This window comes from Eikenella glucosivorans, from assembly GCF_016025525.2.
GTDB classification, from domain to species: Bacteria; Pseudomonadota; Gammaproteobacteria; order Burkholderiales; family Neisseriaceae; genus Eikenella; species Eikenella glucosivorans.
This window is the reverse complement of the sequence record NZ_JACSGR010000001.1, coordinates 214,117-235,178: the sequence shown is the minus strand read 5'-3', so window position 1 is coordinate 235,178 and position 21,062 is coordinate 214,117. Positions and strand designations below refer to the sequence as shown.

14 protein-coding genes, 1 pseudogene and 1 CRISPR repeat array are annotated in these 21,062 nt (G+C 52.1%); of the genes and pseudogenes, 1 reads left to right on the top strand and 14 read right to left on the bottom strand.

Translation table 11 applies throughout. The features are described from left to right. Nucleotides 1–86 precede the first annotated feature (86 nt). A CRISPR array of direct repeats spans nucleotides 87–4,408; the repeat unit is 32 nt; unit sequence GTTTCAACACACAGCCGCCCGAAGGCGGCTGA. 189 nt (nucleotides 4,409–4,597) lie between these two features. From cas2 to cas3, 8 genes are all read right to left on the bottom strand, one after another. Beyond that, complete coding sequence (cas2, locus tag H9Q10_RS01040) at nucleotides 4,598–4,891, bottom strand: CRISPR-associated endonuclease Cas2 (protein WP_197902184.1); 294 nt, start codon at nucleotides 4,889–4,891, stop codon at nucleotides 4,598–4,600. Between the two features lie 68 nt (nucleotides 4,892–4,959). Beyond that, entirely contained in the window at nucleotides 4,960–5,973 is a 1,014-nt protein-coding gene (cas1c, locus tag H9Q10_RS01035; RefSeq protein WP_197902183.1) for a type I-C CRISPR-associated endonuclease Cas1c, read from the bottom strand. Nucleotides 5,974–6,235: 262 nt separating this feature from the next. Continuing rightward, entirely contained in the window at nucleotides 6,236–7,066 is an 831-nt protein-coding gene (locus tag H9Q10_RS01030; protein WP_197902354.1) for a CPBP family intramembrane glutamic endopeptidase, read from the bottom strand. Nucleotides 7,067–7,083: 17 nt separating this feature from the next. Further along, a complete protein-coding gene (gene cas4, locus H9Q10_RS01025) occupies nucleotides 7,084–7,734 on the bottom strand; it encodes a CRISPR-associated protein Cas4 (RefSeq protein WP_197902182.1) in 651 nt (216 codons plus the stop codon). Nucleotides 7,735–7,736: 2 nt separating this feature from the next. Further along, on the bottom strand, nucleotides 7,737–8,618 hold the full coding sequence (gene cas7c / locus H9Q10_RS01020; protein ID WP_197902181.1) for a type I-C CRISPR-associated protein Cas7/Csd2: 882 nt from the start codon (nucleotides 8,616–8,618) through the stop codon (nucleotides 7,737–7,739). A 14-nt stretch (nucleotides 8,619–8,632) separates the two neighbouring features. After that, entirely contained in the window at nucleotides 8,633–10,399 is a 1,767-nt protein-coding gene (cas8c, locus tag H9Q10_RS01015; protein ID WP_197902180.1) for a type I-C CRISPR-associated protein Cas8c/Csd1, read from the bottom strand. Continuing rightward, nucleotides 10,396–11,040, bottom strand: coding sequence for a type I-C CRISPR-associated protein Cas5c (cas5c, locus tag H9Q10_RS01010; protein ID WP_197902179.1), 645 nt, complete (start codon nucleotides 11,038–11,040; stop codon nucleotides 10,396–10,398). The genes cas8c and cas5c overlap by 4 nt, the downstream gene beginning before the upstream one ends. A gap of 23 nt (nucleotides 11,041–11,063) precedes the next feature. After that, nucleotides 11,064–13,568, bottom strand: a complete 2,505-nt coding sequence (cas3, locus tag H9Q10_RS01005) for a CRISPR-associated helicase Cas3' (protein WP_197902178.1) — start codon at nucleotides 13,566–13,568, stop codon at nucleotides 11,064–11,066. Between the two features lie 26 nt (nucleotides 13,569–13,594). On the opposite strand from cas3, the gene H9Q10_RS01000 reads away from it, so the two are divergent. Beyond that, a complete protein-coding gene (locus tag H9Q10_RS01000; protein ID WP_197902177.1) occupies nucleotides 13,595–13,795 on the top strand; it encodes a hypothetical protein in 201 nt (66 codons plus the stop codon). Nucleotides 13,796–13,938: 143 nt separating this feature from the next. Here H9Q10_RS01000 and H9Q10_RS00995 read toward each other — a convergent pair. The 6 genes and pseudogenes from H9Q10_RS00995 to leuE all read right to left on the bottom strand — a co-directional run. Next, nucleotides 13,939–14,853 (bottom strand): annotated as a pseudogene (locus tag H9Q10_RS00995) (IS256 family transposase, variant Zn-binding type); the annotation flags it as partial. A gap of 317 nt (nucleotides 14,854–15,170) precedes the next feature. After that, complete coding sequence (gene carB / locus H9Q10_RS00990) at nucleotides 15,171–18,380, bottom strand: carbamoyl-phosphate synthase large subunit (RefSeq protein ID WP_197902175.1); 3,210 nt, start codon at nucleotides 18,378–18,380, stop codon at nucleotides 15,171–15,173. 6 nt (nucleotides 18,381–18,386) lie between these two features. After that, nucleotides 18,387–19,109 carry a hypothetical protein gene (locus H9Q10_RS00985; protein ID WP_205229546.1) on the bottom strand — a complete coding sequence of 241 codons (723 nt, stop codon included), beginning with the start codon at nucleotides 19,107–19,109 and terminating at the stop codon, nucleotides 18,387–18,389. A 222-nt stretch (nucleotides 19,110–19,331) separates the two neighbouring features. Then, complete coding sequence (locus H9Q10_RS00980; RefSeq protein WP_197902173.1) at nucleotides 19,332–19,616, bottom strand: DUF3861 domain-containing protein; 285 nt, start codon at nucleotides 19,614–19,616, stop codon at nucleotides 19,332–19,334. A 148-nt stretch (nucleotides 19,617–19,764) separates the two neighbouring features. Beyond that, on the bottom strand, nucleotides 19,765–20,106 hold the full coding sequence (locus H9Q10_RS00975; protein WP_197902172.1) for a hypothetical protein: 342 nt from the start codon (nucleotides 20,104–20,106) through the stop codon (nucleotides 19,765–19,767). Between the two features lie 167 nt (nucleotides 20,107–20,273). Continuing rightward, entirely contained in the window at nucleotides 20,274–20,924 is a 651-nt protein-coding gene (leuE, locus tag H9Q10_RS00970; RefSeq protein WP_197902171.1) for a leucine efflux protein LeuE, read from the bottom strand. Between the last annotated feature and the right edge of the window lie 138 nt (nucleotides 20,925–21,062).

The following is a 21,062-nucleotide window of genomic DNA, read 5'->3' as shown; positions in this document are numbered from 1 at the left end:
TAAACGGTAGCAACATTAAATGTTTCAGCATACAACTCCCGAAGGCAGCTGGATTTGTGATAGCTGATCCATGATGGTTTCATATCGTTTCAACACACAGCCGCCCGAAGGCGGCTGACCCGGGCAGACGTACCGCCCGCGTACCCGCCGCAGTTTCAACACACAGCCGCCCGAAGGCGGCTGACTTTGGGGCTGCCTGAAAGCTGGCGCTTTAGCCCGTTTCAACACACAGCCGCCCGAAGGCGGCTGCCGAACGGCAACTGAAAGCGCTGACCCGTCAAGTCGTTTCAACACACAGCCGCCCGAAGGCGGCTGACAGGCTGTCATGCGTTTCGTCCACCTGCGGGCTGTTTCAACACACAGCCGCCCGAAGGCGGCTGAGCTTTCCACACTGCCGACCTGCTCCATGCGGTATAGTTTCAACACACAGCCGCCCGAAGGCGGCTGACCCTGTTCCGCCACATCTGGGCATGCCGTCTGATGGTTTCAACACACAGCCGCCCGAAGGCGGCTGAGAAATGCGCTACGGCAGCCTGTGCAGCGGCATTGTTTCAACACACAGCCGCCCGAAGGCGGCTGATTCAAAGGGATTGTGGATTTATTGTGGATGAAGATGTTTCAACACACAGCCGCCCGAAGGCGGCTGATCGAGCCGGTGCCGGATAAGTGCAGGTCGCGGCTGTTTCAACACACAGCCGCCCGAAGGCGGCTGACGATGTGCTGCACCACTACCCACTGACGGTGGGTGTTTCAACACACAGCCGCCCGAAGGCGGCTGATTGATTGACGTTCATTTGAGAAGCCTGATCGGCGTTTCAACACACAGCCGCCCGAAGGCGGCTGACTCCGAGGCGCTGCCGGAATTGGTCAATCTTGGCATGTTTCAACACACAGCCGCCCGAAGGCGGCTGATTTTGCATATCTGCCTCGCTTTTTCAGGTAGCCTGTTTCAACACACAGCCGCCCGAAGGCGGCTGACCAAGCTTATGCCGCCGTACCAACCGGCGTAAAAGTTTCAACACACAGCCGCCCGAAGGCGGCTGACTGTGATCTGCCTAAAGATTATAAGGATGACAAAGGGTTTCAACACACAGCCGCCCGAAGGCGGCTGAGGCGGGCTTGCGCGAGATGGGCTTGAACGACAGCGTTTCAACACACAGCCGCCCGAAGGCGGCTGAATCAACCATGCCGCGCCCCGGGCAACAGGGGCAGTTTCAACACACAGCCGCCCGAAGGCGGCTGAATCAGCGATATCATGCTTGTTTACCTTTGAGATTGTTTCAACACACAGCCGCCCGAAGGCGGCTGATCATGCGCCCGTCCTGCTCGCGGTAGCCCTGTTTGTTTCAACACACAGCCGCCCGAAGGCGGCTGATGGTCGGAGTCGATGTTCAAGGCCGCCAGCGCGGTGTTTCAACACACAGCCGCCCGAAGGCGGCTGAAAGCCCGCGCCGCGCAATCCGCATGGATAAGCGTGTTTCAACACACAGCCGCCCGAAGGCGGCTGAGTTATCCTATAATATATTCAAAGGTTAGGAAATAAGTTTCAACACACAGCCGCCCGAAGGCGGCTGACAGAAATAGCCGATAACCAGCGCAATGACTTGGCGGTTTCAACACACAGCCGCCCGAAGGCGGCTGAACGAACAATACGTGTAACGTGATCTAACAAGCAAAGTTTCAACACACAGCCGCCCGAAGGCGGCTGAGCGTTGAATCCGTTTGGGACGCCTACCACAACGCGTTTCAACACACAGCCGCCCGAAGGCGGCTGAAACCGCCGCCAGATCCTCTCATTTGGCGATTTTGTTTCAACACACAGCCGCCCGAAGGCGGCTGATCCAAATGTTCCACATATTTTTAAGCGCGCATAAGTTTCAACACACAGCCGCCCGAAGGCGGCTGAGGGGCAAGCCTTGCATCAGCTGTGGTACGCCGTGGTTTCAACACACAGCCGCCCGAAGGCGGCTGATTGTTTTCCGGATTGAACGTAGTATGGGTCACGTTGTTTCAACACACAGCCGCCCGAAGGCGGCTGATTCGTTGGAGGGGTTCACCCCGCCGCCAATGCAAAGTTTCAACACACAGCCGCCCGAAGGCGGCTGAGCCCTACTTGTTCCGGTTCTTCGTCAACCTGGCCGGTTTCAACACACAGCCGCCCGAAGGCGGCTGATAATGGCGGGGATAACCACGGCAAAACCGATTAGTTTCAACACACAGCCGCCCGAAGGCGGCTGACAAATCGCGGCGCCGCTTGGCCGCTTCTTCCGGCGTTTCAACACACAGCCGCCCGAAGGCGGCTGAGAGGCACTAGCAGCAGCAAAAGATTCTTGTGAGTGTTTCAACACACAGCCGCCCGAAGGCGGCTGAGCGTGTTCCGTGCCGCTGTTGATGCAGAACGCATGGTTTCAACACACAGCCGCCCGAAGGCGGCTGATGGCCGCCTACGGAATCGACAACGTATTGATCGAGTTTCAACACACAGCCGCCCGAAGGCGGCTGATTCCACCTCATCCGATTTGCGCGGGTCGCGGATTGTTTCAACACACAGCCGCCCGAAGGCGGCTGATGCAGTATATGCAGTATATTTTTACACGCATGGAGTTTCAACACACAGCCGCCCGAAGGCGGCTGACGACGTGCGCATCCGCATCAACCGCCGCTGGATGGTTTCAACACACAGCCGCCCGAAGGCGGCTGATAAAAGCCACCACCATTTAAGGACTACACACCATGTTTCAACACACAGCCGCCCGAAGGCGGCTGAAGAGATTTAATTATTTAGTAGAAATGATAGATGTTTCAACACACAGCCGCCCGAAGGCGGCTGAGCCCGCAAGGCAGAAGAAACCGCTAAACGTTACGTTTCAACACACAGCCGCCCGAAGGCGGCTGGTCGGCGGTGCAAACCATGCCGATAATGGCGGTGGTTTCAACACACAGCCGCCCGAAGGCGGCTGAGAATCGTCTGATTGCCAGGCAGATTGGTTACAAGTTTCAACACACAGCCGCCCGAAGGCGGCTGACACCGCGCCGAGCACCTGCCCGTCGGCATCGCGGTTTCAACACACAGCCGCCCGAAGGCGGCTGAAAGGTAGCCTCGTCGCCGTTTTGGCGGATGATGACGTTTCAACACACAGCCGCCCGAAGGCGGCTGATACCCTTGCGCTTCAATATCCCGGCCAGTAAATGTTTCAACACACAGCCGCCCGAAGGCGGCTGATGCCCGTCCAGCCCAAATCTTCCATCGTTGCAGAGTTTCAACACACAGCCGCCCGAAGGCGGCTGAGGAAATCCGCGAGAAAAAGCGCACGGACGAGCAGTTTCAACACACAGCCGCCCGAAGGCGGCTGCACTACCCCCATGTCTTCCTGCCCAAAATGAGCCGGTTTCAACACACAGCCGCCCGAAGGCGGCTGAGGATGATTGATGTATCTGAAAACTGGGCACGTAAGTTTCAACACACAGCCGCCCGAAGGCGGCTGAACATCCAGCGCGGCGGAACTAGAGGCAAATCATGTTTCAACACACAGCCGCCCGAAGGCGGCTGATGATGTATTCCTCCGACATTTCCCTTCCGGGCTCGTTTCAACACACAGCCGCCCGAAGGCGGCTGAGCCGCCAATACCAGCCAAGCGCCTACCCGTGCCGTTTCAACACACAGCCGCCCGAAGGCGGCTGAGTTTGGCTCCGTCCAGTATCAATACTGACGATAGTTTCAACACACAGCCGCCCGAAGGCGGCTGACCGCAGGCTACCCTGTTGTCAGCCGCAGCGTGCTGGTTTCAACACACAGCCGCCCGAAGGCGGCTGATTAGACGCCCTTGAATATTGAGGCATCCGAATAGTTTCAACACACAGCCGCCCGAAGGCGGCTGATTCATCTTGATTTCCTTTTGTACTATTGTACTTAAGTTTCAACACACAGCCGCCCGAAGGCGGCTGACACCGCGAGATGGTGCATGACCAAAGGACGGGCAAGTTTCAACACACAGCCGCCCGAAGGCGGCTGAGCTTCCCCGGTCGATATAGCCCATTTCAAACGGCGTTTCAACACACAGCCGCCCGAAGGCGGCTGAGTTCAGCAGCCTAGCCAGCTGCCAATCCTGCCCGGTTTCAACACACAGCCGCCCGAAGGCGGCTGACTTTTTCCAGCAGCAGCTGATTGGGCTGCGGCTGGGTTTCAACACACAGCCGCCCGAAGGCGGCTGACCCCGTTGAAGTAGGTTTTGTCGCCGGTTACCGTGTTTCAACACACAGCCGCCCGAAGGCGGCTGAACCTTCGTGACCAACCAGCGCGGCAAGCTCATAGTTTCAACACACAGCCGCCCGAAGGCGGCTGACATGTTGGGAGTGATTTTTCTTTTTCTTGTTTTGTTTCAACACACAGCCGCCCGAAGGCGGCTGATGCCCCTTCCGAAAGCCTTGCGCAACTTGGCTTTGCAGCCTCATTTTCGCCAACCTTCCGAAAGAAGCGGAAACGGGAGTATAACACAGCCGAATCCGTTATACCCGCGTTTCCAACATCCTGATTGTTAAAGAACAATCCGAATTCGCCAACCCCATCGTGTTTTCATGAGAACCATAGGTCAGCGATTCATACAATCAATGTATCCTTGAATATATCCACCGCCGGTTTCGCGCCGTGGTGTTCCACTTTTCGCCGCCATTTGCTACCCAAGTGGTAAAAGCGCAGGCTATCGGTTTCGGGCCGGTAGGTTTTCAACAGTTTGTCTTTTAAAATCACCCATTGGTCGGGTGCGATGTCGCATTCGAACACGGAATACTGCACGCGTACGCCGTAGTCTTGGCAGAGTTTCGCCACGCGCCTGAGCCTGGCCTGCCCTTCGGCGTCTTCCAGCGAAATATCGTAAGTAATCAGCATCAGCATTTTGCATTCCTATTTTTCAGGTAGCCTCAAAGGTCGTCTGAAACACCTGCTTTCAGACGACCTCAAAGCTACCTCATCAAAAACGGCGGATACGCCGCCAAATCTCCGCGCAGATGACGCGCCAAAAGCATAGACTGAATATAAGGCAAGAGGCCGATTTCCACTTCTTCACCCAAAAACGGATGAACGATTTTCTCCTGCTTTTTTGCCTGCAAGGTTTGGAACAACAGTTTCCGCGCCTCCGCCTTCAAACTTACCGCGCCGCTTGCTTCCTGCACAAAATCCTGCGGCTTGATTTGCCCGCGGTTAATCAGCGACAGCACCAGCCTGTCCGCCCACCACGCGCGAAACTCCTCCAAAATATCCTGTGCCAGACTGTCGCGTCCCGGGCGGTCGGCGTGCAGAAAACCCACCTGCGGATCCAGCCCCACGCCTTGCAGCGCGCCGCTGATGTCCTTGCCCAAAATACTGTACACAAAGGACAAAAGCGCGTTCACCCCATCTCTGGGCGGACGGCGGTTGCGCCCATCAAAAGCAAAGCCGCTTTTCTCGTTCAAAAGCTGCCCGAACACGCCAAAATAACGCGCCGCCGCATCGCCTTCAATACCGCGTATCAGCTCCAAATTGTCCACCCGTTTCAGCTGCTGCAAAGAAAAATTCAGCGCGGCAACCGTCGTCTGAATCTCTTCATTCTCGCCGTGATTGCGAATCTGCCGCTGAAGCACACGCTTGCTTGCCTGAATTTTCGCCGCGATGATACTGCGGGCAATCGGCACGGGATTTTGTTCCGACAGCCGATACTGCGCCCGCCGCAACAGCACATTGCCGCTTTGCCGCCCCTGCAACCGTCCCAGGAAACGTCCGTTTTCGGTAAAAAACGCCAGATTCACATTATTTTCACCGCAAAACCCCAGCAAAAACGGCGACACCAGCACATTGCCGAAACAGAAAATATGCCCGATGGAATGCACCGGCAACTGCGCCACCTTCTTACGCTCCTGCTCCACCACCAGCGTCTCCCGCTCCTTATGCAGATAGCTGCCTTGGGTGGTGATATACAGCGTGTTTTGCAGTTTGCGCATGGGGAAAACTCCTTAGATTTTGACCGCACTTTTGGGAGCCGTTGGGCTGTCTTAAAAATGGCAGGTCGGATTCTCAAATCCGATATTGTCAGCCCGCAACAATCATTTCAAATTACATCAATTTCGGCACATTGTCGGATACGGGTATCCAGTTCACGCAGATTGTGCAGGCTGCCTGAAAACAGCGGCTTGGCTTTCCCAATATGGTTTTTCAGACGACATTAGCTTGGAATTTTGGCATTTTGTCGGGCTACGCCTACGGCTAATCCAACATGCGATTGCTGTCATATGGCAAGCACATCGCCTTACGCCAAAAAACCATCACAATTGCCGCTGCAATGATGATGATTCCGTATGGAATCATGCCGTTGCCGTTCTCATACGCCGCCCGTCCGCCCGGAAAACCCGTGCGTGCGGTATTGGCAACCGTATGACACGCAACCAATACAAATACCGAACCACCGCTGCCGTTGTACAGCCATACATAAATAATCCTCACGGCAACCGTCCCAGCCAATCCCCATGCAATCAGTTCGGCAGATTGCCCCACGGCAATCATGGAGGGCAAATGCCACAATGCCCACGGTATCCCGATAATCAGTGCCGTAACAAGCGGGGTAAAACACCGTTGCAGACTTTCGGTCGCATAAGCGGCATAGCCCAATTCCTCGGCAACTGCCGCGATAAAGAACATGACGAACGCACCGGCGAGCGGCACAAGCGATACGGATAAGGCAGGTATGGTTTGTCCTGTTTGGCGTATCGCGACATAAGTCAGCAGATAAAACAGAGGGAAAATCAGGATTGCCGTCCAAAAATAGGCAGAATGCTTTATCCGCCCGTAATCAAACACACGTCCAAACAGTCCACGCACCGCTGCCATTCCGCCCTCGCGGTAACGCAGTAACGCGGCAGCAACCGTCGGGGTGAGTGCTGCGCCGATGTCGGTCAGCGGCAGATTATCAGGCAGAGGACTGTGTTTGAGAAACAAGGACAGTAGCCAAAACGGCGCGCTCAAAGCGTATACCAGCAGAAAGTATTGCCACGGATGCGAATAATTTACGTCTAAGTTTCCCGAATACTTGACTTGCATTTGCATATTACCTCCATTTATTCAGTAAACAACCCCTCCACATACCCCACACTCCTATCCCGTTTCCCCAGCAATTCCGGTTGGCAGATTTCCACCAGCGAGCAGGCTTTGCAGCGTTTGCCGTAGTCGGGCGGCGGGGTTTGTCCACTGTTTAAGAGTTCGCGGACGGCGGCGATGGTGGCGAGGGTTTTGGCGCGTAGGTCGTCTGAAAACACGACGGGGACGCGGTGGCGGGTTTGCATATACCACAGCGCGCCTTCGCTGACGGTTTGCCCGGTCATTTCCTCCAAACACAAGCCTTGGGCGCAAAGTTGGATTTCGTCCATCGGCTCGGGTTTGGGCTTGCCGCGTTTATATTCCACGGGTTTCAGACGGCCTGTTTTCGCCTCAATTTCCACCAAATCCAGAATGCCACTGATGCCCAGTTTTTCCGCCGAAACGTGTACCGTCCGCTCAAAACGCACGCCCTTGCGCATTTCCGGTTCGCCCGAATCCACCCGCTTGTGCAGCGCGCTTCCCTGCGCGGTCAAATAGTTTTCCGCCCACGCCTGCTCGTTGTGAATCAAGGCACACTGACGCGGGCAGAAGGCGAAATGCTGCAAGGCGGAAAGGGGAATCAGGCGTTTATCCTGATTTTCCCCTTGGTTTTCGGCTAAAAGTGCGGTCATTTTCAGCCTAGTTTGCGTAAGAGTTTGGTTTCGCCAAGATTTTGTTCATCTACGCTGACAAGGTAATCGTCAAAGTTTCTGGCGATTTCCACGCCGTCTTTTTTAGCTACCTGAATGCGTTTGAACAGGCTGTCGGCAGGCACGTCGCCCAGGCTGCCGCTGTGTTCAAACACATAAAGTCCGCGTGCGTTCATTTGACCGCGGGCGGCGGAATGGTCATGGTCGAACATATTGACGAGCGCTTGCCAAAACAGCTCTAAATCCTCTTCGGAAAAACCGGTTTGTTTGGCAAAGTGAGCGGAAATAAAGCCGTGGCAGCGGTATAAGCCGTAAGGCACGGTGAATTTTCGTCCCATTCGACCACGTTCTTTTTTTGCTTTTTCTTCTTCACTATCTTCAGGATTTGGAATTTCAACCTCTTTAGCTGGCGCAGAACGAGTAATAGCATGCTCAAGCGTTACAATCGGGTCAATGGAACGGGAAAAAGTTAATTGCACAGGTCCTCGGACTTGCCCTGCGTTTTCACCTGTCGTTAAAACTGCACCAAAAGTACGAATATCGTAATATCGTTTGCACATATATTGACGAGCACTTTCCGTTCTTTCTTTACCTTTGGGCTTATCTCTTACTTCATCTTGTTTGTGGGCTTCCGCAATCAAATCATTAAGGATAATTTTTTCTCGAACAAAGATATCGTGATATTCGTCATTTTGGGTCATTTGAACAAAATTGCGCACTTTTCGTTTTAAACAGACATCGGTTACTAAGCCTTCTCCGGTTTGCGAATCGACTCGCGGTAAGTTGCCGGCATCCGGATCGCCGTTGGGATTACCGTCTTTCACATCAAATAAAAAAACAAAGTCGTAGCGTTTTTCAATAATCATAATATTTACTCCTATTAATTGGTTTCAGTTGAATTGGATTGATAGAAATCTTGCTTTTGATGGTAATAGCCAAGACCAAATAAATTTTGTTGGTTCATATCCAAATGATTAGGATAGTTAGCTATTTTTCCTATTATTTCCTGTAATAATTTATCTAGATAAATACGTTGTCTTGTATTTAATTTACTTAAATGATGCTGATTTAAACGAAGTAATGTACTGAATACCGTGCTTGGCGTGCTGCTTGCCGAACTAAAATAACGGTCAGAAATAGTAGCGTTTAGGTCGGGACTGGCATAAGACTGTGCTTTTTCCAATACAGCAAATAATCGCCCTAACACATAACCGATGTCTTGACGGTTTCTATCCAAATTCATAGTTAGCTCCTTCATGTTTTTCAGACGACCTGCGCGGATGGCGCGATTGATATAGGCTTTGAGCAGGCTTGCTCTGCCATAGGTGATTTTCTGCTCCGCTTTATTTCGGCGTAAAGCAGCCTGCAAAAGGCTGACGGGCAAAACGCGGTTGTTTAATGCGGCATCGGTTATTTGAGCGATAAGGTCGGGCGGCAGGTTTTCCATTTTGCCATCCAAAACCAAATTGCCCAATAAACGCGGCAAAGGCATAAATTCGGGATAGGGAGAATTTTCGCCACGCACCATTTTTAAATCGTCATACCACGCCGCAATGTTTTCAGATAAAGCGGCAACGGTGGTTTCGTGCCAAAAGCGGACGACGATGCGCGCAGAATTGGGCGATAAACCCAAAAGGTAGAATTTGTCTTTACCGTCAGACTCTGTGTATTTGCCGTTGTACAGGCTTTTATAAAGCGTTTTGACGGCATCGATATGGGCATCGGGATTGTCTTTGCCGCCGCCGTTTATCAATCTTGAAACTCGGCTTTCCAGCGGGGTCGGCTTTTCGCTCCAACATACGGTGGTAACATCGCCAATACGGAAGCGGTTGTCGCCGGCAAGCAGGGTGTTTAATGCGGTGGTGTATTCAAACATGGCTTGTTCGCCAATCGGATACATTAAGCCGTTGTCTTTATTTTTACCTTTCCCATAAGATTTAAAAGCATCTAAATTTGCAGAAATCAAAGGTGCTGGTTTAGCCAGCTTATAACTGCCATTCTCAAATTTCTCAATTCCTTTAATATCATTATGTAAAAGTGCAACAGGTACTTTATTGCCTGTTATCAAACACACTTTTTGTTTATTGCCATCTAAAATGTTTTCTTTCTTCTTAATTAAATAATCCTGAATGGTTTTAGATTGGCAAACTAATTTTTCTGCTTCAGTAGTCAGACGAAAACTAAAATTGCAACCTTTAACTTTGGCACATTCTGCCCAATTTGCATCCTGTATAACTTTGCTTTTCTCTTCTGAAGAAGCCAAAAATGCGGCAACGGCGACAATTCCTATATCATTGGGCAATACCTGTTTTAATTCATTAACTTTTTCAATAAAACTTTTATGCTGATTCTGAACAAATTCAGGCTTTTTATCTGCAACATATCCTAAAACATAACCATAGTTATCCCATAAAATATTACTGGCAATTTTTGTACTAGAGCGTTTAACGCTATGTGGCACCAAAAAAGTGCGGGCGATTTTTTTCTTGTTTTTCAGCTCACGGGTATCTTCAAGCTGAATAAATTTGCCCTGTCTGTCTATGACGATAATGAACGGAATTTCTTTATTTTCAAACCCTTCAGGGGCAACGCCGCCATCATATTTGGCTTTGCGTTGGTAGTATTGGGTTAATGCATGCAAAATCATCGTTTTACCTCCTCACTGTCAGCAGGCGGCACGATAATCACGCCGTTTACCGCTTTGCATTGATAAAACATCGGCTCGGCATTGTTGGAGTCGCGCGGGTCCGATTTGCTGAAATCCATGTCATACAGCATAAAGCCGAAATCTTGGGTAATGTCTTCACGCGGCAAGCCGTCTTCAGGTTTTTCAAGCAGTCTGAAATGGCAGGGAAACTCGCGACAGCCCAAATACGGCTGATGGAAATATTGTCCTTTTTTAGCACGTCGTCTGAACATTTCGGCAAATTTGACATAGTTGTCGCCCTCGCCTGCTTCGCTTGTCATTTCAAAATCGGCGTGAATGCGGTAGGCAACGTCTTTTAACAGCATGGATGCGCGTTGCTGGCGGTTGTCTTCAATATAAAGCGAGCCGCTGCGTTCGCTCATCTTGATCCCCACCTCGTTGCGGCGGATGTTCGTCCACTGAATCGGTTTCAGGATTTCTATCTTCAAGACTTTCCAGCGAATGGCAGGTTTCCATAAAATGGCCATCAGGATATTTCGTGCAGCCGATGGTGTAATCACCGGATAGCTGACCCGCTCCACCTTTAGCTCTGGCCTTGTAAAGCAAGCTAAATCGCCACTGATTTCCAAGATAAAACTCATATTATTTCCTTTGTTGCTTTATTTCATAAAACCGAATTTTCAGGCTGCCAAGCCGCATCGTCAAAATCTGCTCCACGCACGGCATTGTGATAGCCGTTATCCAACACCAACAGTCCCGCTCTGGAAAAAACGGCATTTTCAGGCAATTTTTTCAATTCGTGTTCATACACGGTTATCGTGTAGCGTTGCAGCTTGCGGTACACCCATTTGTGCTTGAGCGGGTCGCTTTCCAGCAAGCTGAACCAAGTTTCAAAAGGCTCGGGCAAAGGCGGTTTGTCGGTTTGTCCGAACGAGTTGTCGGACTGCTGCGGAAAACGACACTCGTCTAAAACTTCCTGCCATTCCGAAATCTCCACACCGTCTAAATGCCGTCTGAAAAAATCGTCCAGCTCGTTTGTTTTGACGATTGGCGGCGTTTTATTTTCACTATTTTGATGAACAAGCGGAACAAACGGCACAATCAGTGCCACACCTTGATTGTCAATCAGACGGAAACGCTCGGCAGCGGTGCGGAATTTGATTGCCAATGGGTTGTCATTTGATATTTCTGCCGTCAAAAGCTCCGTAATTTTCTGTTTGTCCAAATCGCCTTTAGTGTTAAAACGGCGGAAATATTCGGCAAATGTCAGCGGGGAGAGCGGGTCGTCAAGCAATCCTGCTTTCAACATTTCTTCGGTAATATCCTGCCCCTGTTTCAGGCTGCCGCTGGGCGCACCTTCTTCGGCGCGGAACACGACCACTTCGCCAAATGACAACTTGCCTTCCCGATTACAACGCCCTGCCGCTTGGGCAATGCTGTCCAATCCTGCCATCGCCCGATAAACACAAGGAAAATCCAAATCCACACCGGCTTCAATCAACTGGGTACTGATGAGCCATAAAGGCTTTTTCAGACGACCTTCACGATAAAGCGCCAAATAACGGCGAACTAGCGCAATCACTTCGCTGCGATGCGTGGCGCACATATTGGCGGACAGGTGCAGTTTGATGCTGTTTGAAGGCAGGGCGGCAAAGAGTTTGCGGGCGTGTTTGCGGGTATTGACCACCGCCAAAACGCAGGGACGTTCGGCAATTTCATCTGCGATTTCCTGCCAGCTTTGCGTTTTGCCGTTTGGCGGCGGCATTTTGATATGGACGCGGCGCAGGCGTTCCGATAAGGCGACTTTGTCCGCAACGATCTCACGCACATCCGGCAAACCTTCCAAAACGGTACGTCCGAACGAATCGATATATTTACCAAGTTCAGGCTGGGTCGCCGAACAAAGCACAAAGGTAACCCCGTAATCGCGTGCCAATACCCGCATCATGTCGGTAATCGGTTTTTGAAAATCACGCGGCAGCTGCTGGACTTCATCCAAAACAATCACGCTATCGGCAATATTGTGTATCTTGCGGCAACGGCCGGTTCTCGCTGCAAACAGGCTTTCAAACAGTTGCACATTGGTGGTAACAATCAGAGGTGCGTCCCAGTTTTCCGTGGCAAGGCGGGTTTTGGCGGTTTCCTTGTCGTCTTTAACCTCCAAATTGCTATGGTGCTCCAAGACCACACCATCACCCAACACCCTGCGGAAAACATCGGCGTTTTGTTCAATAATGCTGGTAAAGGGAATGGCGTAGATAATGCGTTTTTTGCCAAATTTCAGCGCGTGCTTCAACGCAAATCCCAAGCTCGCCAGAGTCTTGCCGCCACCGGTCGGCACGGTCAAAGAAAATAAAGTGCGGTCGATTTCGGCAGCGGAAAAACATTGCTGCAAAACAGTATGACGTTCTTGGTTTACGACAGAGTTTTTATCCGACTTTTCATAAAGTTGTGCCATATGCTGCTCATAGCGCAAGTGCAACTCATCCAAGTCGGGAAATTGCGGACGCAATCCGGCAGCCTGAGCGGCATCCGCATCGGTATAGCCGTTCATAAAGGCTTCGGTATCCAAAAAATCGGCATCCACCAAACAGGAAAAGAGAAAACGCATCCAAATATGCAGCTCCATCTGCAGCTGCTCATTTCCTTCCCAAAATCCGAAAAAATCCTGTTCCAACTTATCATTCGACAAGGGAAAAAAATCTTCGGAAAACCCGTTTTTTGCCAATCCTGACAAAGATTCCGCCAATTCGTCATCCGCCTGTTGCAAACGGTGTTTCAAACTGCCCTTGTCATACCAATCCGCCAAACCCGCATGATGTCCTGCAATCAGATAGGCCAGCAAATGCCCGAAAAAAGGATCGAGGCAACGGACGGCATATTTTGCTCCCGCTGTGGAATGGGGAATTTTGTGGGGTTTGGAAGACTCGATATCTTCAAGATGGGCATTCTCCTTTTCAAAACCTGAAACCCTACGGATATATTCTTGAAAAGCCTCCTGAAATTTTCCCAAATCATGCAAAAGCCCGGCATATTCGGCAAACAACGCCCCATAACTCCCTGCAAAACGCTTGGCGAGTTTGGAGACTTTTTGCAGATGGTTTTGTAGTGGATGGGAATGCCAGTTTTCAGAGGAGTCTTGGCGGACGTGTGAAATCATGTCGGACATTTGAGCTCCCACGATAACATTGAGAGATGAAAATATTGACCGAAGTCGTGCAGGAGACCGAGGAGTTCGCCAGCCTGTTCCAAATCCAATTTCCCCACCAAGGACTTGGCTATGGCGGCGGTTTCGGTCAGATGGTTTTGCAGGGATTGGGGTTGCCCGTCCAATTGCCTGACGTGGGCGATGCGCTGTGTGGTCATACCAATACCAATCTCACAGATTGTCATTAACCATATCTTATCAAATATTATTATTTATTTACATAGATGTGGTATTGTGGTTAATCCACTGTATCACCTAAACAACTGATATCAATTCTCTGCTATAGTTAACATATTTAATTTTAGGACTAATAGATACAAGGGATGATTCTTCATCCCAAATGTCCCTTCTTAGTTCTGAAGAAATTATCTATAAACAATTTCTTAGTCTGCACACTCATCCCCGCATGACAGCGGATTTTAACCTTCAATTCACCAAATCGCCCTTCCAACATATTGGTGGTGTTTGGCATCATCCATTCCCGGTTCCGTTCAAAAGTAAACAGGTACGGCAGGCCGCTGTTCAGGCTGTGATATGCGCTCCTCAGGTTTTTGTGGGTGTACCACCACCGTGCCCCTCCTTCTTCTTCATAGCTCTTCTCGTTCAGGTAGTCGCGGTATCGGCTGTGCCATTGCCGCAATTGTCGGGTGAAGTCTGCTTGGGATAACTGGAACAGGCTGTCTGCCAGGGCTTTGAGTTCCTTAGCGGCTGCGGATTTCGGTTTGCGTGTCAGGTAGCGCCGTATGGTTTGTTGTTGATGAAACCGGCAGAGCCGGAATGGAACGCCGGGAAAAAGCTTGGGTAGGCCTTTGAAGCCGTCGGCAGTAATGCTCTGGATGGAGATGCCTTGCCTGAGGATGTGCCTCAATCCTGCTTGGTAGAGGGCGGCGGTTTCGTGTTCGACGTATTGGTGGTGCAGTACTTGTCCGCTCAGGCTGTCGAGGAACACCATGACGCCGAAGTTCCTGCCAAAGTAGGTGGTGTCCATGATGAGGTTGGCGGCCCATACTTTTTGGGCGGTGTTTGCAGGCGGAGCGACTTGCCGGATATGGCGCTGGATGGTTTTGGCGCTGCATTGGTAACGGGCAGCTAATTGTGTGAGCGTTTGCTTGCCGTGGATGTACTCTTGCAACAGTTGGTTGGGAGAAGGGAGTTTAAAGACGGGCAGGTACTTTTTGCAGGTGGAACATTTATATCTTTGCCGGCCGTTTTTACAGCCGTTCTTAACGAGGGTGCTTTTATGGCAAAAAGGGCATTTTTAACGAACATTGGCAAAAAATCGCTGAAAGCCGCGTATGGTAAGGCCCCCAGCGATTTTTATCATCCCATTTGTCCTTTAGTCCAAATAATCGGCAAGATTGTTTGCAGCTTACACCGAAAAGGCTACCTGAAAATTTTCAGGTAGCCTTTTATTACGCCCCCGACCACAGGGGCAAGCAGTAAATCCCCATCTTTTATTTTAGGGCTGATCTAGCGCAGTCCCGTACAGTCCTAATATTAAAGCCTGACAGGCTGCCCGACATATTGCCGGGCAGCCTTTTCCCTTTTTCAGGTAGCCACTCCCTACCCCTTCAACCTGGCATGCAACTCCTGCACGCTGTACACGCCGATTGAGTTGAGGTTTTTCACGCCTTCGCTCATGGCTTCGCCGCCGGCCACGGTGGTGTATTGCGGCACGCGCTGGGTGAGGGCGCTGCGGCGGATGCTGTGGCTGTCGGCCACGGATTGCGGATCGCTGTTTACGGTGTTCACCACCAGCGCGATTTCGCCGTTTTTAATCGCATCCACAATGTGCGGGCGGCCTTCGGGCACTTTGTTCACGGCCTGCACTACCACGCCGTGCTCTTTCAGGTAGCCTGCTGTGCCGCGCGTGGCGCACACGCCGTAGCCGAGCAGCTGGAAGTTTTTGGCGGTTTGCACGATGAGCGGCTTGTCTTCCTCGCGCACGGAGAGGAACACTTTGCCGGTGGCGGGCATGCGCTCGCCCGCGCCGAGCTGGGCTTTGAGATAGGCTTCGCCGAAGCTCGCGCCCACGCCCATGACTTCGCCGGTGGAGCGCATTTCCGGGCCCAAAATCGTATCCACGCCGGGGAATTTGATGAAGGGGAACACGGCTTCTTTGACGGCGTAAAAATCGGGGACGACTTCTTTTTCTACGCCCTGTTCTTTCAGCGCAATGCCCGCCATGGCGCGCGCGCCGACTTTGGCGAGCGGCACGCCGGTGGCTTTGGAGACGAAAGGCACGGTACGCGATGCGCGCGGGTTCACTTCCAAGACGAAGACCACGCCGTCCTGTACGGCAAACTGTACGTTCATCAGCCCGACCACGTTGAGCGCATACGCCATCGCCTTGGTTTGGCGGCGGATTTCGTCTTGAATTTCTTCGCTCAGCGAGTAGGGCGGCAGCGAGCAGCCGGAGTCGCCGGAGTGGATGCCTGCCTGTTCGACGTGCTGCATGATGCCGCCGATGACCACGTCTTTGCCATCTGAAACGCAGTCCACATCGACTTCAATCGCGTTGTTCAGGAAGAAATCGAGCAGAACGGGGCTGTCTTCGGAGACCTGCACGGCTTCGCGCATGTATTTTTGCAACTGTTCGGCAGAGTGGACGACCTGCATGGCGCGGCCGCCGAGGACGTAAGACGGACGTACGACCAGCGGATAGCCGATTTCTTCGGCTTTGACGAGGGCTTCTTCTTCGTTGTGGGCGATGCGGTTGGGCGGCTGGCGCAAGCCCAAATCGTTCAACACTTTTTGGAAGCGTTCGCGGTCTTCGGCGGCGTCAATCGAATCGGCGGACGTGCCGATGATGTTCACGCCGTTTTCTACCAGCGCGTTGGCGAGCTTCAGCGGGGTTTGGCCGCCGTAATGCACAATCACGCCCCACGGGTTTTCGGTGCGGACGATTTCCAACACGTCTTCCAGCGTCAACGGCTCGAAATACAGGCGGTCGCTGGTGTCGAAGTCGGTGGAGACGGTTTCGGGGTTGCAGTTCACCATGATGGTTTCAAAGCCCGATTCGCGCAATGCCAAAGCCGCGTGGACGCAGCAGTAGTCGAACTCGATGCCCTGACCGATACGGTTCGGACCGCCGCCCAAAATCATCACTTTTTTGCGCTCGGAAGGACGCGCTTCGCATTCCTCTTCATAAGTGGAATACAGATAGGCGGTTTCGGTGGCGAACTCGGCGGCGCAGGTATCGACGCGTTTATAGACGGGATGCAGGTTCAGCGCATAGCGGTGTTCGCGCACGGCTTTTTCAGGTAGCCCTAAAAGCTGCGACAGGCGTTTGTCGGAAAAGCCCTTGCGTTTCAGACGACGTAAAGCCGCATAATCCAAATCTTGCAGGCTGCCTGAAGCGACGGCTTGTTCTTCTTTCACCAAGTCTTCGATTTGCGCCAAGAACCAAGGATCGATGGCGCAGATTTCGTGGATTTCCGCCAAGGTGAAGCCTGCGCGGAAGGCATCGGCAACGTAAAGCATACGTTCCGGGCCGGGGTTTGCCAGTTCGCGGCGGATTTCCGCCTTGTCTTCGCTTCTCGGATTGAAGCCGCACAAGCCCGTTTCCAAGCCGCGCAGGGCTTTTTGGAAACTTTCCTGAATCGTGCGCCCCATCGCCATCACTTCGCCCACCGATTTCATCTGCGTGGTCAGGCGGTCGTCTGCGGCAGGGAATTTTTCAAACGCGAAACGCGGGATTTTGGTAACGACATAATCGATGGAAGGCTCGAAAGAAGCAGGGGTTCTGCCGCCCGTAATATCGTTGCGCAACTCGTCCAATGTAAAGCCGACAGCCAACTTCGCCGCCACCTTCGCAATCGGGAAACCCGTCGCCTTGGAAGCCAGCGCGGACGAACGGCTCACGCGCGGATTCATCTCAATCACAATCATCTCGCCGTTTTCAGGATTCACCGCAAACTGCACGTTCGAGCCGCCCGTGTCCACGCCGATTTCGCGCAAGACCGCCAGCGAAGCATTGCGCATGATTTGGTATTCCTTGTCCGTCAGCGTCTGCGCCGGCGCAACCGTAATCGAGTCGCCCGTATGCACGCCCATCGGGTCGAAATTCTCAATCGAGCAGATGATGATGCAGTTGTCGTTCTTGTCGCGCACCACCTCCATCTCGTACTCTTTCCAACCGAGTACCGACTGCTCAATCAGCAATTCATGGGTCGGCGACGCATCGAAACCGCGTTCGCAAATCGCCAAAAACTCGTCCTTATTGTAGGCAATGCCGCCGCCCGAACCGCCCATCGTGAAAGACGGACGGATCAGCGTCGGAAAGCCGACCTGCTCCTGCGCCGCCAAGGCTTCGTTCATCGTGTGGCAGACAAAAGATTTCGGGCAATGCAGGCCGATTTTCTCCATCGCTTCCTTAAAGCGGCCGCGGTCTTCCGCCTTATCGATCGCGTCTTCCGTCGCGCCGATCAGCTCAACATTGTATTTCGCCAACACCCTGTTGCGCGCCAAATCCAGCGCACAGTTCAGCGCGGTCTGGCCGCCCATTGTTGGCAGAATCGCATCGGGACGCTCCTTGGCGATAATCTTCTCCACCGTCTGCCACATAATCGGCTCGATGTAGGTAACATCCGCCATTTCAGGATCGGTCATGATCGTGGCGGGATTGGAATTCACCAGAATGACTTTATAGCCTTCTTCACGCAAGGCTTTACAGGCTTGTGCGCCCGAATAGTCAAATTCGCAGGCCTGACCGATAACGATAGGGCCGGCGCCGATGATAAGGATGGATTTTAGGTCGGTACGTTTGGGCATGGTGTTTTAACTTTCTTTGTTTTCAGGGTTTTCAGTTGATAATCCATATTTATGAGAGATTATTGTTTCAAATGTATTTGAAAGTACAAATATTATCGTTGAGAAAATAGTTCCCCAAAATGTAAATAACCACTTATATGTGTTTGGTTCTCTAATATCACAGTAAATCAAAATAATATTAGATAATAAAATGATAGATGATATTGCACAAAGAGTTAGAGACCAATAATCTGGAGGGATACCAAGAATATTTTCTATATTTTTTGTTTTTTTCAACTCCGAAATGTATCCTTTAAGTTTGTAGTATGTAGGAATGCTAAAAAATGAAACATACATTGATATTGTTGCATATGCTTGAAGCATGGAAGATGTTTTTATTCCATCAAGTAAAGAAATATATCCATATACTAAAATTGCAAAAAGAAAAACTTGTGAAATAATTAAATTCTGCGAACTATATATTGAATTTCGGATATTGTCTTTATTAGAATTGTCTATTTTATAGTATCTGTGTGTAGAATATATTGTTGTAGAATAGAATATTACCGAACCTAACCAGTGAGACCATAATGTCCAAGTATCCGTTGCTCCGAAAATAGGCAGGGACGTAAATAAAATTGCCACTACTACGCTCATCCGTTTTAGGTTATTTGATTCTTTCATAAGGTCTCCATCATAAACAAAAGCCAGCCGTAGCCCGCATGTAGGGTGTGTACGGAATGCACGCACGCGTTCTCCGTTTTATCTGCAACCCCAACCCGCCGCGTGCGTGCCTTGCGGCACACACCCTTCGGGAAGTTCAAAGGCCGTATGAATTATCTATCTTTGCCGCTTAAAGGCTACCTGAAAATCGGTAAATCCTTTTTAGTTTCGCAGAAACTCCGACTTGCTTCGCAAGACATCATTATTTAACTTCTGGAAACTAGCGCTTTCAGGTAGCCTCTTTTAATTCTATTTCCGCTTCACTGCCTTCATAATTTCCATAAAATGCGGTTTCAATTCGGCAAACAGCGGGTGCTCCTTATTTTCCATCATCACTTCGCCCATCAGTTTCAGCCCCACGGCGAAGCGTTGCGCCATTTCGGGGGTGAATCCTTCGCGCCGCTCCATCAGCTTCACGATGTCGAAAATATTGTCGTGGTTGGGTGCATCAAACACCAGCGGTTCGGCGGAAACGGGGTGGCCGTCTTTGTCGGCAAGGTATTCAAGGGTGAGGCGGAATTGGTGTTGTTTCATAGTGTGGCTCTGTCTGCATGCGGGGATGGGCTACCCGAAAGCGCCAGCTTCAACGAAGTTAAACCGTGTCGGCTTGTTTGAGCTTTGCGGAAACTGCGCTGTATCCGCGCAAAGATATTTTTTCAGGTAGCCTGGGTTTCGTTTGGCTTTAGCGGGAAATCAGGCGTACGGTGTAGTCGGTTTCGCCGCGCGCGTCTTCAAACAGGCCGATGTGGTAGCGGTGGGTTTTGCCGCAGGCCTGCACGGCCCATTCTTCGCGCACCTGCCAGCGGCCGCGCACTTTGCGGGCTTGCAGGATTTTGCTGCGGATGGATTGGATTTGGCCGCAATTGTGGGCGGCGCGCTCGGCGGTGAGCACGGTGCGGGTAACATCGTTGCGCAGGATATGGTCGCCGCCGAAAGTGGCACTCTCGCCGCTGTAGCTTTGGCTGCCGAGGCTGGTGCAGGCAGAAAGGGCGAGGGCGGCGAGCAGGATGCGGAGTTTGGGCATGGGGATTCCTGATGCAGGCAGTGTGGGCAAATGCCGCTAATTATACGGCAAACCGCTTTGCTTTTCAGGTAGCCCGCACCGAATTGAGGCTACCTGAAAGCGATACCTTGGCAAAGCCAAAGCGGCGCTTCCGCAAAGCCAAAGCTCGGGCTCATACGAAGCCAAAACTAAATCTCGGCCAGCCACAGGCTCACGGCAAAGCCGACAAACAGCAGCCCCACCACGCCCATGGCTGCCGCGCCCCAACGCCCGTGCCGGCCGAACAGCCGCGCCGCCTTCGCTCCGGCCAACACCAGGAAATTCAAATAGCTGAAACTGACGGCTTGCAACACCAGCGCCAGCAGCAGGAAGGAAAGCGCGGGGTGCGGATAGGCCGGATCGACAAACTGGATGAAAAACGACAGCAAAAACAGAATCGCCTTCGGATTGGTGAGGCTCAAGAGCAGGGCGCGTTTGAAAACATGGCGCGCGGGCGGCGCATCGGGCGCGGGCGAATCGGCCAAGCCCGGCGATGGGGCAAACCATTTGCGTGCCGCCCCGCGCAGCAGACCGCAGCCGATGTAGGCCAGATACAGCCCGCCCGCCAGCTTGATGCCGTGAAACAGCGCCGGATACAGCCGCAGCAGCGTGCCCGCGCCGAGCACGGTGGCCAAAATCAGCAGCGAATCGCCCAGCAAAATGCCGAACACCGCGCGATACGCCCGCCGCACCCCGTAGCGCGCCGCCGCCGACAGGCAAAACATGCTGTTGGGGCCGGGCATGAGGATGAGGATGACCGTGCCGATTAAATAAGAAACGGGATTAACGATGCCGAACATGGGTTTTCAGGTAGCCTGCGAAAGAGTAGCGGCATTGTACACGAGGAGCCTGGCAGCACCTTATCTTCAAACATTTCCCCGCCTTCCGAAACCGCAACAGGCTACCTGAAAAATTTGGCGCGGCCGAAACAAAACAGC

What these genes read in the sequence shown, in the direction of transcription:
- cas3 (WP_197902178.1), bottom strand. Translation starts at nt 13,568, where the DNA reads ATGTCCGACATGATTTCACACGTCCGCCAAGACTCCTCTGAAAACTGG.
- carB (WP_197902175.1), bottom strand. Translation starts at nt 18,380, where the DNA reads ATGCCCAAACGTACCGACCTAAAATCCATCCTTATCATCGGCGCCGGC.
- H9Q10_RS00980 (WP_197902173.1), bottom strand. Translation starts at nt 19,616, where the DNA reads ATGAAACAACACCAATTCCGCCTCACCCTTGAATACCTTGCCGACAAA.
- cas8c (WP_197902180.1), bottom strand. Translation starts at nt 10,399, where the DNA reads ATGATTTTGCATGCATTAACCCAATACTACCAACGCAAAGCCAAATAT.
- H9Q10_RS00975 (WP_197902172.1), bottom strand. Translation starts at nt 20,106, where the DNA reads ATGCCCAAACTCCGCATCCTGCTCGCCGCCCTCGCCCTTTCTGCCTGC.
- H9Q10_RS01030 (WP_197902354.1), bottom strand. Translation starts at nt 7,066, where the DNA reads ATGCAAGTCAAGTATTCGGGAAACTTAGACGTAAATTATTCGCATCCG.
- H9Q10_RS01000 (WP_197902177.1), top strand. Translation starts at nt 13,595, where the DNA reads ATGAAAATATTGACCGAAGTCGTGCAGGAGACCGAGGAGTTCGCCAGC.
- cas1c (WP_197902183.1), bottom strand. Translation starts at nt 5,973, where the DNA reads ATGCGCAAACTGCAAAACACGCTGTATATCACCACCCAAGGCAGCTAT.
- cas2 (WP_197902184.1), bottom strand. Translation starts at nt 4,891, where the DNA reads ATGCTGATGCTGATTACTTACGATATTTCGCTGGAAGACGCCGAAGGG.
- leuE (WP_197902171.1), bottom strand. Translation starts at nt 20,924, where the DNA reads ATGTTCGGCATCGTTAATCCCGTTTCTTATTTAATCGGCACGGTCATC.
- cas4 (WP_197902182.1), bottom strand. Translation starts at nt 7,734, where the DNA reads ATGACCGCACTTTTAGCCGAAAACCAAGGGGAAAATCAGGATAAACGC.
- cas7c (WP_197902181.1), bottom strand. Translation starts at nt 8,618, where the DNA reads ATGATTATTGAAAAACGCTACGACTTTGTTTTTTTATTTGATGTGAAA.
- cas5c (WP_197902179.1), bottom strand. Translation starts at nt 11,040, where the DNA reads ATGAGTTTTATCTTGGAAATCAGTGGCGATTTAGCTTGCTTTACAAGG.